The organism is Methylophilus sp. 'Pure River', from assembly GCF_046765995.1.
Classification (GTDB): Bacteria; Pseudomonadota; Gammaproteobacteria; order Burkholderiales; family Methylophilaceae; genus Methylophilus.
On sequence record NZ_JBKOUE010000006.1, the window covers coordinates 222,568 to 236,615 of the forward strand.

The following is a 14,048-nucleotide window of genomic DNA, read 5'->3' on the forward strand; positions in this document are numbered from 1 at the left end:
AAAATGAGTGAACGCAACTGCTACATTGCCATCACCCAGTCCCAGGAGTGCCTGCAATGGTTAACCCAATCCCTCCGGGATGAAGGCGATGTGATTCCTGCAGACTCCCCGGCGACAGAGCGCGTGGTGCAACTCTCGGATGCGGTGGGAGCGGCTACCATTTTTATACAACTGAATCCAACAGACTATAGGCAAGAAGCGCTGCTGATTGAGGGCATGATTGCCGCCAAGCCATTTCTGCCAGTGATCGTTGTCGCAGATTCCTTTGACCAGGACCTGCTATTGACTGTGATGCGTCTGGGTGCGCGCGACTTTATCAAAACGGGCACCCGTGCCAGTGAGGTGGTGGCTGAGGTCAAGCGCCTGACACCACGCGATGCGGCCCTCCATACCACGCAATCAGATCATGGCGGCAAAATTACGGCAGTGATCAGTGCGCGGCCAGGCAGTGACTCACCCATGCTTGCACTGCATCTGGCGCTGGCCATTCAAGAAACCGAACCCACGCTGTTGCTTGACCTGGGCGTCCCGCATGGGGATGCCATGTTATACCTGGGGCTGACTTCGTCTTACAGTTTTATTGACGCCATTCGCAGCTTGCGCAGAATTGACTCTACGTTGATCCAGACCGGCTTTGGCCGCCATAAAAGCGGCCTCACCGTATTATCAATGCCAGAAGACCCTTGGGCCGGTGCGCAATTCACGGCAGCAGACGTCTGTGTGTTGTTACGCAGTCTGCGTCGGCACTTTTCCAGAATTGTCATCAATCTTGGTGGCATGGTTGGCTCAGATTTCCTGCTGCTGTTACTGGGCAATGTCGATCAGATGCTGTTATTAGTAGAGCAAAGCGTCCCTAGCTGTCGACAGAATATGCAATTAATCAAACATCTGCGTGAAGAGAAAGTGCTGTTGAGCGGCGCAGGTGTGGTGGTAGACCACTATCTCTCAAAAATGCCGCCAGATGCCGAAAGTATTGCCCAGTCCTTTGGCTTGCCGCTGTTTGGCACGCTGTCTTCCTCAGGCATGGCCCGCCTGGCGACCATGAATTCGGGTGAAAGCATGTTTGAGTTGTCTCCCAATGACCCATACAGCGTGAGTGTGCGCAAACTAGCGGACAAACTGCTGGATGCCCCAGTCACCGCCTCAGAGAGAAAAGACGGCCTGCTTTATAAACTGATCACGGCTATCACGCCTATGCGTGAAAAACTCTAGAGGGTGAAAAATGAATCTTCAGCTACGTGGATTTGATTATGGCCTGAAACAGGCACAGGACTATCAGGAGCTCAAGTTTCAACTCCACCAGCACCTGATTGCAGAAATTGAACGCGACCATATCGGCCTGCTTGACCTGGCACGCAGCGACATCGCCGATTATGTGCGGGAGAAAGTGATCAGTTATGTCGCCGAGCGGCATTTGCCCATCAGTGGTTACGACCTGGACAACCTGGTAGAAGAAGTGGTCGATGAACTGGCAGGATATGGCCCGCTGGAGAGCCTGATCAAGGATGACCGCATTAACGATATCCTGGTGAATGGCCCCAAGAAGATTTTTGTAGAACGGGATGGACGCCTAGAAACCACCGAGTTACGGTTTATTGATAACGAGCATGTGTTACGCGTGATCCGCCGCATTCTCGCCCATCTGGGGCGCCGTATTGATGAAGCCAGTCCCATGGTTGATGCGCGCTTGCCGGATGGTAGCCGGGTCAATGCGATTATCCCGCCGCTGGCGCTTGATGGCCCTTGCCTATCCATTCGAAAATTCCGTAAACAACCCTTGCTCTCTGGCGATTTACTGCAATACGGCACGCTGGATAACGATATGCTGGCATTCCTGACCACCGCAGTTGAGCGGCGCTGCAACCTGATTGTCAGTGGCGGTACAGGTGCTGGCAAAACAACCTTATTGAATGTCCTGAGCCGCTTTATTCCGCACAGTGAGCGCATCGTCACCATCGAGGATGCTGCCGAATTGCAACTGGAACACGAGCACGTGGTGAGGCTGGAAACCAGGCCCTCCAATATCGACGACCATGGTGAAATTACTGCGCGCGAACTGGTCAAAAACTCCTTGCGTATGCGGCCTGACCGTATTGTGCTGGGCGAAGTCCGCGGCGAAGAAGTCATGGACGTACTACAGGCGATGAATACCGGGCATGACGGATGTATGAGTACCGTGCATGCGAATAGTCCGGAGGACGCCATGCTGCGTTTCGAAATGCTGGCAGGCCTGGCCAAGTTTCATGGCACAGAAGCCACCCTGCGCAAAATGATCGCGGCCGGGATTGAACTGGTGGTGCAAATTTCCCGCATGCCCAACGGACAGCGCAAGGTGATCTCCATTACAGAGATTGCGGGGGTGCGGGATGGTCATTTCGTGCTGAATGAACTCTACGCTTATGACGCCAGCACCGGGCATTTTGCGCATCCTATGGTACGCCCCTGCAATAAAAAATTACAAGACCTGGCGTTCAGGAAATTGTGATGAATACACTGGCCATCTGGTTTATTGTCGGCGCCATCGGTATGCTGTTACTCGCCGTGTGGATGCTCAGGCATAGCAAGCAGAAACGCTTGCGCGAACGCATGATGCTCCATTTCCGGGAAGTGCTGCCGTATGGCAGTACCGTCTCAGGCGTCGCCCCGGGTACCCAGCAAAGCTACTGGCACCTGCTGAAAGTGCGTGCCTCCATCTATGCCGGATTCGAGCTGCAAAAAAAACATGTCGTTGGCATCCCGGTCGCCTTTTTTTTCACCGGCATGGTGGGATGGTTCATTTATGGTTTGTTAGGTGCCGTGCTGATTTTCAGTGCAGCCATCTTTGTGTTCGGTTTTTTGCTGCCATACAGCCGCCTGCATCGCCGCCGGGCACAAACCGTGGCCCAGATTCCTCTGTTTATTGACCAGGTGTTGCGCAGCCTCAGCACCGGCCGCAGCCTGGAAAGTGCCATGCGTTTTGCTGCCAATGAGTCGTTGACACCATTGCGTGACGTAGTGGATCGCGTGGTGCGCGCAGCTGACCTGGGCGCAGACATGATTGAAAGCCTGACAGAAGCGGCCAGGCTACATAACCTGCGTGAACTGAACCTGATTGCACTGGCCATGCGCATCAGCAATCATCATGGCAGCAGCCCGCGCGATATGCTGGAGAGCGTGGTAAAAATGGTACGCCAGCAGGAGCTTGCGCGGCGAGAGCTCGCCGCCATGACAGGGGAAACCAGAATGTCAGCCTGGGTGCTGGGATTGACGCCACTGGTGATCGCCGCCTACATCATGTTAACCAATCCCAACTACCTCAACATGTTGCTCGAAGATGCCTCAGGACAAAGCATGATCGTGACAGCCATGGTATTGCAAGGGCTGGGCGCCATCATTCTCTGGCGCATGCTGCGGAGTGTTTGACCATGAATATAGCCTGGTCAATCTCCATCCTCCTCATGCTACTGGCAGCAGGGCTGTTGCTTTACAGTGCCCAAAAGAATAGCCATCCAAGACATATCCAGCGACGCTTCCGCGAAGCCTTGCACCAGGAAGGCATACATATTTCTGCCCAACTCGGCTCACTCGATCTGGAGGAAGCCCTGCAAGACATGCTAGGCAAAGTGTCGCGCAGTGAAATGGAAGAAATGCAACGTTTGCTGTTACAGGCTGGCTGGCCGGGCGCCAAGGCAAAATGCACCTTTTTGCTCATCGCCTGGGGGCTGCCCATGGTACTCGGTATCTTTGCCGCCATTTATGCCATCCTGAACCAGGACACCCTGATCAATATACTGTTTCATTTTCTGTTTCTGTTTGCCGCCACGTTTGTGCTGATTCGTCGTTTACTGCGCTGGAAAGCACAAAACCGGCGCGATGCCATTCGTAAAGAAGTGATTCCGTTTTTACATCTGCTGCGCATGTTGTTTGAGGCTGGCCTGGCCATGGAGCATATTTTGCTAGTCATTGAGCAACAGGGCAAAGACCTTATTCCCAATCTTGCCGAAGAACTGCACCAGGTCATCAAGCGCATACAGACAGGGCAAGACCGGTCGGATGCGCTGGTGGAAATGGCGGCACCATTAGAAGTGATGGAATTGAACGACACGATCGCCATGCTGAAACAGGTCACGCGTTATGGCGGCAATATCAGGGACTCCCTGACTGAATATACTGCGCTGATTGAGCAACGCCAGGTTTCGGAGTTACGAGAATATGTCAGCAAACTCTCGGCAAAAATGACAGTTGTCATGATTTTGTTCTTGTTCCCAGCACTGATGATTTTCCTGGCCGGGCCAGGGTTCATCGGGCTGGCCAAGGCATTAAAAGGAGCAAACGGCTTATGAAATCGACCACCCTCATGATGGTATTGGCATGGCTATGCATGCATGGTTTGCCACACGCGCTTGCGGCTGACACCGATACAAAGTCGTTGCGGCAGATAAAAAATACCGAGAATAAAGCTTGTTCAGCAGTATCCCCTGAAGAAACCACGAAACTGGGGCTGATCCAGCAGATGCTGGCAGAAGGCAAACCGCATGCCGCACTTGCACACCTGGAGGCCGCCAACATTAAAAATGAACAGGCAGCCTTGCTGCGTGCCCATGGCTTACGCCAGACCGGGCGCGCGTTGCAGGCCCAGGCAATTTATGAACAGTTAGTCACCAGTTGTGTTTCCGGCTACGCCTACCGCGGCCTGGGGCTCATCGCCAGCAATGCCGGAAACCTGCAGGAATCTCTGCGCTATCTGCAAGCCGCCAGTAATGCGTTGCCAACCGAACATACCATCCGCAATGATCATGGCTATGTCCTGATGCAATCTGGCGCCACCGAGCCTGCTTTGCATGAGTTTCTTACAGCGGTCGAACTTGCGCCGGACTATCGGCAAGCCGCCCACAATCTCATCCTGCTGCTATACCGGCAGGGAGACATCAACCGCGCAGAAGCTTTTGCCAGGCAGTTTGGTGTCGATGCAACAGAAATGCAGCAACTCAAGAAAATGACTGCGGATAGCCATAGCACAAACCCTTAAACCGCAAGGAGTCCCTCATGAAAAGCATTCTTACGCTAGCGCTATACGGTTTTTTCAGCATTCACCACGCCATGGCAGAAGACCGCCAGACATCCGTGGAGACCACAGTGCAGACCACAGCACGCACGCTAACGCCAACGCAACAGTGGCTGGAACTGCAACGTTCAGGCAAAGCCGCCTCCCCCCAGTCCCAGCCGGTTTCCGGCGAGGTGATGGATAAAGTGCATAGCCGCTACATCAAGAGTTTTGAGAAACCCATCCCAGAGTACTATGAGCATGCGATGCCCACCACCCGCTAGCGCGCACAGCCAGCGCGGCGCGATTGGTCTGGCCGGAGGCTTGCTCCTGCTAATGGCATTATTCTTCACTGCGCTAGTGGTAGACAGCGGCCGCTTGTGGATGCAGCAAAAGCAATTGCAATCGATAGCGGATATGTCCGCCATTCACGCTTCACGCTATCTTGGCTGCCAGGCCAACCTGCAAAACATCATGCAAATGGCGCAGCAAGCGGCCGTCAATAATGGCTACGACGGGCAGCTTGCCAGCAACCCCAACCAGGTCTTGCTTGGCAGACTAGATACGGTGCAAGGCATACGGCAATTTACCGCTGACGGCAGCAACCAGGCAATCTATGTCAGGGCAACCAAAGAAGTGGCCAAAAGCCTGGTCGCCGGCGGACTGATGGGCGGCACCATGACGTTGCGGGCGGAAGCTGTCTCGGCATCCGACCCACCATTGGCGGTCTTTGGGGTGGGCAGTTTTACGGCAAGCCTTAGCAGCCAGCAATCCGTGCTGCTAAATGGGCTGCTCGGCGGCATGCTGGGCGGACCACTTAACCTGGATGCAGTGACTTATCGTGGCATCGCTGCCACCAAAATCACCTTGCACGACATCTTAGCCGTGTCCGGACAGGCGGGGACGCTGGAAGATCTGTTGAATACCAATATGCAAATTGGCGATTTACTCGACCTGATCGCCAGCGCGGCGGGCCAGAGTGGTGTTGCGAACCTGCAAGCAGTGTCGGCCATGCAGAGTATCGCGGCGATTGCCGTGAAGAATGTGCCCATCAGGCTGGGCGATGTACTGGCGGTGACCACGCCTGACCCTAATGCCGCCACCGCCGTGGCCCTGAATGCATTATCCCTGATTACGACAGCGGCCATGATCGCCAATGGCACCAATGCCATCAGCCTGCCATTGGCAATCAATATCGCCTCTATCGCCAACGTCAATGCACTAGTAACGGTGATTGAGCCACCGCAACTGAGCGTAGGCCCGGCAGCAGGCAATGGCAACTTATGTGCGATTGCGCGGACCGCGCAAATCAGGACCAAGGTTAGCGTCCTGGTCAATATTCCATTACTGGCACGCATAGACCTGGCATTGAATACCGAGGTCGCACAAGGCACTGCCGGGTTGCGCGCCATCCAGCAAAATGATGGCGTATCGGAGGTTGAAATAGAGGCCAGCCCAGGCATCGCAGCGCTCACACTCACCAATAACGCTGGCACCGGACCCGCCAGGGTGTCGACTTTGTTGAGTATCCCCATTGCAGATATAGGCTTAAACCTGCCCATCCAACCGGGCAATGCGCAAACCCTTGAATATTCAGTGGCCAATCCGGTGGAAAGTCACTTACCCCAAACGCAATCCGTCTCCAGCTCCGTAGGCAGCAGCCTGGAAAACGCCCTGGCCAAACCGGGGTCATTAAATATCACCATTCTGAGTGTGCTGAACCTGGGCCTGGTGAATACGGTCATTTCCACCATTGTCAGCCCGCTTTTAGGCGAGATTGGCCGTGTATTGCTAGACCCGCTGCTGACGCTATTAGGTATCCAGGTGGGTGGTATGGATGTCACCCTCGAAGATTTGCAATACCGTCAAGCCAAACCGTTGGCCATCTAAGCACGCTCTCATTTATGAGCCCAAAATAATGTTACCGCAGGAGAATCAAGTGACCCATCGCAAGGTGCTAGTGGCTGGTGCAACAGGCCTGGTAGGCTCGCATATCTTGCAGCGCCTGCAGCAAGACGACACAGTCTCAGAAATTCATTTGTTATCCAGACGCAAACTGCCACTCCAGCATGCCAAGCTTCACATGCACCTAGTAGACTTCAGCCACTTACCCAAACTGCCGCAGCTAGATGAAATCTACCTGGCGCTAGGCACCACCATTAAACAAGCCGGTAGCCGACAAGCATTTGAAGCCATCGACCTGGACGCGAATCTCGCGGTTGCAAATGCCGGGCTCGCAGCTGGCGCAAAGCGTATCGGATTGGTCAGTGCTATGGGCGCGGATATTGATTCAATGCTCTTTTATAACCGCATTAAAGGCGAGCTCGAAGCTGAGCTCTCAACGCTCCCATTGGAGGCATTGGTCATCGCGCGTCCCTCTTTTTTGCTGGGCGACCGTGAGGCATTAAAGCAGCCGCAACGGCGTGCCGAGAAACTGGGGATTTTAATCTTTACACTGTTAGCGCCGCTTTTACCCAAACACCTGCGTGCTGTAGAAGCCTCTAAAGTGGCGGCATGCCTGGCGACACTGGTGCCAGTAGCATCTGGCGAGCAAGTCATCCTCTCTGGAGATATCCAGCACTATTGATGCACCGCGCTGAAGGAAAGCACCACGCCCCACTCACCACCGCCAAATCCTCACGAAGAGTGGCGCATTTTTAGTGATACACTCGCCTGTGGTGTCACATAGTGACCTTAGACTAATGATTTAGATCTATCCGAGAACGACTAAACATGCATTCAAAACAATCCTTAGTCCTGATGGCTTTTACCATCTTAACCATGTCTGGTTGCACCACACAATCATGGTACGAAGGCGTCAAAGAAGGGGCAAGAAACAATTGCCGCAGCCAGCCGCCAGGTGAAGTCGAGTCATGCCTGGAGAAGCTGAACACCAAAACCTATGAGGAATATGAGAAAGCGCGCTCGGGTCAGAACTAAGCGCAGGCAGAGCATTGATAGCTCTACTCGGTAAAGGCTGGCTATCTCGCCATCACCGACTGAATCAAGGTTCTATTTTCTGACGAGACGTCCAGAAACTCCAGGTTGGTTCTAAAGCCCTTCATGCCACACAGTGATGAAAAAATCACCCGGCAATTAAACCGGTAATTGCGCAGTGCCGAGCCGACAAATACCGGCACATCGACATTGCATATCTGCCCTGGTTTATATTGCTTGTCAGCGAAAAGACTCATTCCCATAAGAGAAATATCATGCGTGAAGACGATATATTTATCGCCCGTACTATCGACTAGCTGCGATTTTTTGTGCCACGAGCGACGATTTTTGTCTATTGAGGTATTGTGCAAACTACTGGAAGACATGGCCTAATGCTGCTTACTTAACTGCCCGGCATTATATGATAGGCACTTGTTAAAAAGTTTGAATTTTCCGCTCAGGTAAATCAACTTTACGCATCCTATCCCGCCATAACAAATACATCAATAATGCATTAAAGTATCGAGACTCGTCATACACTTAAATCACACGCTCAATCGAAAATAAAAATGAATTTCCTTTTACCTATCACCCTTGGCGCAATGTTCATTATGGCAAACACCAGTTTAGCGGCCGAGGAAACACCTCAAGCAGCGACGATCAGATTGCCCGGCATTTATCACGTATGGGGAAAAGACACGCAAGACATGCCAGCCATCACGTTTGATGAGTTGGAGCAATGCATGAGCACGGATGCCACCATCAGGCAGCGATTTGACAGTTTTCAACTTGAAACCAAACGCATGAACGACGAAGTACTCAATGCCGAAAATCTCGTTCAGGCCAACCAGAATGCACGGCTTGTGCTGGAGAAAGAAGCAAGCGGTGTGCAGGCAGAAATTGTAGACATGAACGCACGCAATGACGCGCTCGCGAAAAGAAAACAAGTACTCTCTTCCCAGACCCGCCAGAGAGTAGATGCCGAGACAGCCAAAAAAATCAATCAACAAGTCGACCAATTTAATAAAGACACGCTGCAATTTAATGCCGACTCATCCGCGCTCGCAGAAAAAGCGCAGCAATTAAAAGCCAAACAACAGCAATTCAATGGCAGCCTGGAAGACTTAAAAAACCAGCTGGATCAGGTCAATGCCAAAACCAGTGCGTTTAATGAACGGAAAAAGACTTTTAACAATACGCTAGCCGCTTACAAAGACAAATGTACCGGTGCACATAAGCTAGAAAAGTAAAAAGGCACCTCGGAGGAGATGCCTTTGGCATTGAGATCAATATGCAGTTAATCGAATGCGGGTAGGGAATGTTTTACCCCGTTTAAAATAAGTCGCGCAAATATTACGCATCAGTTTAAACGGTCCTAGTGGCAAAGCACGCCCTGAACTGAATCATGCAGCGAAGCGGCCATTTTTCATATGGGAGATATTCCCTCATATGTCGGGAATACGCCCTAAGGCGCATGCATCACGTTCATCACCTGCAATCGCCGCGACTCCCCATTAGGGAATGGCCAATCAATTTCCTGGCCGACTTTTAACCCAAGCAAAGCAGTTCCCACCGGTGAAAATACAGAAATCTTGCCCTGCTTCAAATCAGCCTCGTCAGGAAAGCATAATTCCACTTCCCTTTTTAAATCGTTGCTTTTATCCAGGTAAATCACGCGTGAGTGCATTCTCACCACATCCTCAGGCACCTGATCCGCAGCAACGACCACCGCCCTGCCTAACTCATCCCGTAACAACTCATCATTTGCAAGCATGGATAAGCGTGCGTAGTCCTGATCCGACAATATTAAGTTTTCAGATTCCATATTTTCCAACCATACCAAATGCTAATCATCCCTGAAGGGCAAGCCAACAGAATAATCGGGACGGATGGAAAAAATAAGCCTGTTTAATAGAATATAACTGTTTCCAATCGAGCTACAATTACTTTGCGCCCTGACGAGCTAATCTTTATCCCAATAAGGTTCTGCGCCAAATCGTTCAGACAGATAGTCGATGAAAACGCGGGTTTTCAACGGCAGGTTACGCTTGGGTAAATACAATGCGTAGACGTGTTGCTCGACAGGTATATATTCAGACAACACCGATTTCAGGCGCTTGGCCTGCAGGTCTTTACCAATAATAAAGGTCGGCAATAGCGCTAAACCAAAGCCGCCCAATACTACCTGCGATAATGCTTCATCGTCATTGATTCGCAATCTGCCAGAGACATTTACCGTGACCTCGCCTTCAGGCCCATTAAAGCGCCACAGGCCTTTATCGCCAGAGTGAATATAGTCGAGGCAATTGTGATGAACTAACTCTTGCGGGGCGACCGGGATGCCATGACGCTCAAAATATTTGGGCGTTGCGCACAGGTTTCTGCGGATCGGCGCCAGCTTTCTGGCCACCAGACTTTGCGGCAAATCCCTGGTGATCGCAATCACGACGTCGTAACTCTCTTCAGTCATATCCACCAAGCGGTCAGTAATCGTCATATCGATTTCCAACTGCGGGTATCTATCCATAAACTCAGCAATGGCAGGCGCAACATGCAAAGTGCCAAAAGCCACAGAGGCAGCCACTTTGAGCACACCTCTGGGCTGCGCATTCAAGCTTTCAATCATCTGCTGCGCTTCTTCGGCTTCATCACGGATGCGCGTGCAATAGTCATAAAAGCTGGCGCCAATTTCGGTCAGGCTGAGATGCCGGGTACTACGATTCAACAAGCTCGCGCCCAGCGCATGCTCTAGCTTGGCCACCGCCTTGCTCACCGACGACTTGGTCATACCCAGCTTTCTGGAGGCCGCCGAAAAGCTTTGCTCATTGACCACATGGGCAAAAATGATCATTAGGTTCAAATCATACATACGCCGATTGTATCCCAATAAGAAACAGTTATATGCAATCTGAAGGACTAATTTTATCCACAGAAATGTATACCATACGACTTGAATGCATTTTCAACATGACGCATAAACAAGGATTCTGAGCCATGCATAAAGTCTTTTCCAATAGCAGATTATTCATCATGACTTATCTTGTCCTGGCTTTGCCAACCTATTTGGCTGACACCGGCATGATCGCAAACAGCTCACTACTGTATGCATTGTCTATGGTGGGGATATGGGCAATCTGCCTGATCAGAGGCACCATCATCGGCAAACATTGGCTGGTGCTCATCCCTTCCGTCGCCTTTGTGTTCGATTTAACGCCAGCCCTCGCTGCAATTACATTTGTGCCTTATTTGTATCACGCCCTGGCCATCCTCCTGGGCGCGGCCTCTCCTTCCATCGTCCTCTCCCATCGCGATACTTATAAAATGAGATGAATGTCATTTCAACATGGCATGAGAGGCAATAGAGGCCCCTCTGTACCTCGCTCATCATCGAGCGAATATCACGCACCCCGCACTCAAACTGCCGCTCAACCAACGATTCCCATCAGGGCATCCTCCGATACCAACACTTCAGCCCCCTTGCATTAGCCAAAAAAAATTTATACACTGTGAACAGACCTGTCTGCCTTGTTCTAGCCAACATCATCATATGAGGGTTTTGAATGAAGCCAGGTCAGGCGGCTTAAAGGCTATGCTTAATTAAAACAAAGACGGTTAGGGGAAATAAAAAATGAATCAAGATAAACATGCTGGCAATGTCATCTTACTGAGGACAGCTTGTATTACATTACTTGCGGGATTAGTGCTGGCCTGGTGCCTGGTAATGACCCGCGGCATGAAAATTCCTTACATGTTCAATCTCTTTGCCAGCACCGAAAACCTGTTGTCTGGCCACTTGGATTACTTGATGATGACCATGTTGTTATTAGGTTTTTACGCGTCAAAAATCCCCTTGCCTAAGTTTGTCCTCTGGCCGATGGCACTCGGCTCCATAGGCAACCCAACGGCTTTCCTGGTGTTGGCAATTGCCCCCAAAATCCATTCATTGCCATATATTGTATTTCTCTACACGACCCTATCGTTAACCACGTTTGGGTTTGGCATGGCCGCCATTAAAACGCTCAGATACTCCCTCAAGTAAATGCTCTCAGGAGCAAAACAATAATCTGAAGGGCCCGCCACGATGAGCATGCATCTCAAAAACTCGCAAACACAATATGGGTTGATCGCCAGAGTTTTGCACTGGAGCAGTGTTGCGATGCTATTGACGCTCATTGCGGTAGCTAGCCAGTTTGCAGATAAAGATCCCGGCCCTGAGAAGTCAGGGCTCATCTCCCAGCACGCCTCCATTGGCATGCTGTTATTAATACTGATGCTGGCCAGATTGACATGGCGAAATCTGAATCCGAATCCCATTCACTCTTACAGCATCAAAACCTGGCAAAAACTGGTGGCGATTTCCCTGCATCGATCCATATACCTCATCATCATGACACAATGTGTTTTGGGTATCTTGATGCTGTTAACCAGCGGCGAAGCCATTCATTTTTTTGGTCTATTTGAATTACCGCCATTGCTTGAACGGGCTCATCCCATTCACCAGACAGTCCTAGGGATTCACTACCTGATCTCGGTCATGATTTACCCCTTGTTCGCTGTCCACATTACGGCGGCCATCTACCATCAAATTTTTGGCCTGGTAGAAGACCATTAATGCATAAAAACATCCTGACGGCAGTGTTTCAAAAAAGACCCCGGTACGAGGTTTATTTTCATATGTCAATCAGCCATGTAGATAAAAAACCCTCGGTAAAAATAATCTACTATAAACAGCTAATGTAATGGCGTCTGGTAGCGAAACGATCCCGGGGTAACACCCATCCACTCTTTGAACGCTCTATTAAAAGAATTTACATCCTGGAATCCGAGCAGATACGCAATCTCCCCGTGAGCCATGGTTGGTTTCCCAAGATAGTAAATGGCCAACTCCTGGCGGGTTGCGTTCAATATAGTGGAAAAGCTGCTTCCTTCATCACTTAACTGACGCTGCAAAGTGCGCGTGCTGAGCGCAAGCTGCTTTGCAACATGACCGATAGCAAACTGCCCAGCAGGCAAACCTTCCAATAGCGCGGCTTTCACCCGCTCACTAATGCTGGCAGTTGAATCCAGCTTTGCCAGGCGTTGGCGCAGACCATCCTCAAAGAACTCCCACATTGACTCATTAGCCGTCATAAATGGACGAATACCCTCCTGACTAGAGAAAGATATTTTGATATCAGCATGTTTGCTTTGTTTAGGTTTGACGCCAAAGAACGCTGTGTACTTATCCAATTGAGCTGGCAGTTCGGGTAGAAGGACTTCTTCTGGTTTGACCAAATAACGGGTGCCTAACCTCACTAACTGCGTAATAAATACCAGCTCAGTAACTGCTAGATTGCGAGGGATCATTAGATCCTGACCATAGCACTCCAATGAGATTTCCGTGGCCTTTGTATTGACTGCCACATGCAAATACATGGGACCAACCAGCCGCTTAAAAGCGGATAGTCTTTGCAGTGCAATATTCAAATTAGGACTGCATAAACTGGCAAATACAGCCGGGGCAAATCCTTCAACTGAAATAATTTGGCCTATCTTTAGAGGCAAATCCTCAGTCCCATCGGCACGCTCAAGCGCATCCCATAACTGAAAATACTGCTTGGCATCGACCGCCGCATGTTTGCGGGAAAACAGGTCTAGCGGGAGGCCAGCTAATCGCAGCACATCCTCGGGATTAATCCCAAGGTCACTGATTAATAGGCGCCAGCCTGGTTGCACAGTAAATTGCACGACTCTTTTCAATGCGTGGATCCTTCTGGGTTAGCGTCTCTTTGGTTGAGGGATTTGGCCATGATCAATGAGCTGTTGGAACATGGCATTGACGGTTTCATCCATCGGTCTATAGGACATTCCTAACTCTCGAATACTCTTTTCGTTACTAGCATGCCACGAATAACCTACATTGCGGGCAACAAATTTCCGTGTCGTGGTTTTGTCAGCCAGTGGGCCAATTAACCATATCAACCATTTTGGTAACGTTTTTGACGGAATGGGATATTCACTATATCGATGCTGTGAATCGCCACTAATTTACTAGACACCTTTAAGCCGTAATAATGGCAATAAAAGAAAGGTGCAGTATGAGTGGTAA

The 14,048-nt window shown here is 50.7% G+C and carries 17 protein-coding genes; 13 read left to right on the forward strand and 4 right to left on the reverse strand.

The genetic code is table 11. The annotated features are described in order from the left end of the window. Positions 1-3: 3 nt before the first annotated feature. The 9 genes from ACIDE9_RS09340 (at position 4) to ACIDE9_RS09380 (ending at position 7,963) form a co-directional block, all read left to right on the forward strand. Positions 4-1,212, forward strand: a complete 1,209-nt coding sequence (locus tag ACIDE9_RS09340) for an AAA family ATPase (protein WP_411994322.1) — start codon at positions 4-6, stop codon at positions 1,210-1,212. A 10-nt stretch (positions 1,213-1,222) separates the two neighbouring features. Then, positions 1,223-2,485 (forward strand): CpaF family protein, encoded by a 1,263-nt coding sequence (locus ACIDE9_RS09345; protein ID WP_194754923.1) that lies wholly within the window; start codon positions 1,223-1,225, stop codon positions 2,483-2,485. After that, positions 2,485-3,402 (forward strand): type II secretion system F family protein, encoded by a 918-nt coding sequence (locus ACIDE9_RS09350; protein ID WP_194754924.1) that lies wholly within the window; start codon positions 2,485-2,487, stop codon positions 3,400-3,402. The genes ACIDE9_RS09345 and ACIDE9_RS09350 overlap by 1 nt, the downstream gene beginning before the upstream one ends. 2 nt (positions 3,403-3,404) lie before the next feature. Next, the gene (locus ACIDE9_RS09355) at positions 3,405-4,322 is read left to right on the forward strand and encodes a type II secretion system F family protein (RefSeq protein ID WP_411994325.1); all 918 of its coding nucleotides are present in this window, start codon (positions 3,405-3,407) and stop codon (positions 4,320-4,322) included. After that, positions 4,319-5,008: a hypothetical protein gene (locus ACIDE9_RS09360; RefSeq protein ID WP_411994327.1), complete on the forward strand. Its 690-nt coding sequence runs from the start codon at positions 4,319-4,321 to the stop codon at positions 5,006-5,008. Before ACIDE9_RS09355 ends, ACIDE9_RS09360 begins: the two co-directional genes overlap by 4 nt. A 17-nt stretch (positions 5,009-5,025) precedes the next feature. Then, complete coding sequence (locus ACIDE9_RS09365; protein WP_411994328.1) at positions 5,026-5,307, forward strand: DUF3613 domain-containing protein; 282 nt, start codon at positions 5,026-5,028, stop codon at positions 5,305-5,307. Then, the gene (locus ACIDE9_RS09370; RefSeq protein ID WP_411994330.1) at positions 5,285-6,913 is read left to right on the forward strand and encodes a TadG family pilus assembly protein; all 1,629 of its coding nucleotides are present in this window, start codon (positions 5,285-5,287) and stop codon (positions 6,911-6,913) included. The genes ACIDE9_RS09365 and ACIDE9_RS09370 overlap by 23 nt, the downstream gene beginning before the upstream one ends. Before the next feature lie 49 nt (positions 6,914-6,962). Continuing rightward, positions 6,963-7,610 carry an NAD-dependent epimerase/dehydratase family protein gene (locus tag ACIDE9_RS09375; RefSeq protein ID WP_411994331.1) on the forward strand — a complete coding sequence of 216 codons (648 nt, stop codon included), beginning with the start codon at positions 6,963-6,965 and terminating at the stop codon, positions 7,608-7,610. Between the two features lie 146 nt (positions 7,611-7,756). Then, a complete protein-coding gene (locus tag ACIDE9_RS09380) occupies positions 7,757-7,963 on the forward strand; it encodes a hypothetical protein (RefSeq protein WP_194755110.1) in 207 nt (68 codons plus the stop codon). Between the two features lie 41 nt (positions 7,964-8,004). On the opposite strand, the gene ACIDE9_RS09385 is transcribed toward ACIDE9_RS09380, so the two are convergent. Continuing rightward, a complete protein-coding gene (locus ACIDE9_RS09385; protein ID WP_411994334.1) occupies positions 8,005-8,346 on the reverse strand; it encodes a PilZ domain-containing protein in 342 nt (113 codons plus the stop codon). Positions 8,347-8,571: 225 nt separating this feature from the next. Here ACIDE9_RS09385 and ACIDE9_RS09390 point away from each other — a divergent pair, with 225 nt between their 5' ends. Then, positions 8,572-9,210: a hypothetical protein gene (locus ACIDE9_RS09390; protein WP_411994336.1), complete on the forward strand. Its 639-nt coding sequence runs from the start codon at positions 8,572-8,574 to the stop codon at positions 9,208-9,210. A gap of 215 nt (positions 9,211-9,425) precedes the next feature. Here the strand turns inward: ACIDE9_RS09390 and rnk are convergent, their stop codons facing one another. Further along, positions 9,426-9,785, reverse strand: coding sequence for a nucleoside diphosphate kinase regulator (gene rnk / locus ACIDE9_RS09395; RefSeq protein WP_194741295.1), 360 nt, complete (start codon positions 9,783-9,785; stop codon positions 9,426-9,428). A 138-nt stretch (positions 9,786-9,923) separates the two neighbouring features. Then, a complete protein-coding gene (locus tag ACIDE9_RS09400; RefSeq protein ID WP_411994338.1) occupies positions 9,924-10,829 on the reverse strand; it encodes a LysR family transcriptional regulator in 906 nt (301 codons plus the stop codon). Between the two features lie 125 nt (positions 10,830-10,954). Between ACIDE9_RS09400 and ACIDE9_RS09405 the strand changes: the two genes are divergently transcribed. The 3 genes from ACIDE9_RS09405 to ACIDE9_RS09415 all read left to right on the forward strand — a co-directional run bounded on the left by ACIDE9_RS09405 (position 10,955) and on the right by ACIDE9_RS09415 (position 12,572). After that, positions 10,955-11,290, forward strand: coding sequence for a hypothetical protein (locus ACIDE9_RS09405; protein ID WP_411994340.1), 336 nt, complete (start codon positions 10,955-10,957; stop codon positions 11,288-11,290). A gap of 298 nt (positions 11,291-11,588) precedes the next feature. After that, a complete protein-coding gene (locus ACIDE9_RS09410; RefSeq protein ID WP_411994342.1) occupies positions 11,589-11,999 on the forward strand; it encodes a hypothetical protein in 411 nt (136 codons plus the stop codon). Positions 12,000-12,041: 42 nt separating this feature from the next. Beyond that, positions 12,042-12,572, forward strand: a complete 531-nt coding sequence (locus ACIDE9_RS09415) for a cytochrome b (RefSeq protein ID WP_411994344.1) — start codon at positions 12,042-12,044, stop codon at positions 12,570-12,572. A 119-nt stretch (positions 12,573-12,691) separates the two neighbouring features. On the opposite strand, the gene ACIDE9_RS09420 is transcribed toward ACIDE9_RS09415, so the two are convergent. After that, positions 12,692-13,699: an AraC family transcriptional regulator ligand-binding domain-containing protein gene (locus ACIDE9_RS09420; protein WP_411994346.1), complete on the reverse strand. Its 1,008-nt coding sequence runs from the start codon at positions 13,697-13,699 to the stop codon at positions 12,692-12,694. Positions 13,700-14,048: the final 349 nt, after the last annotated feature.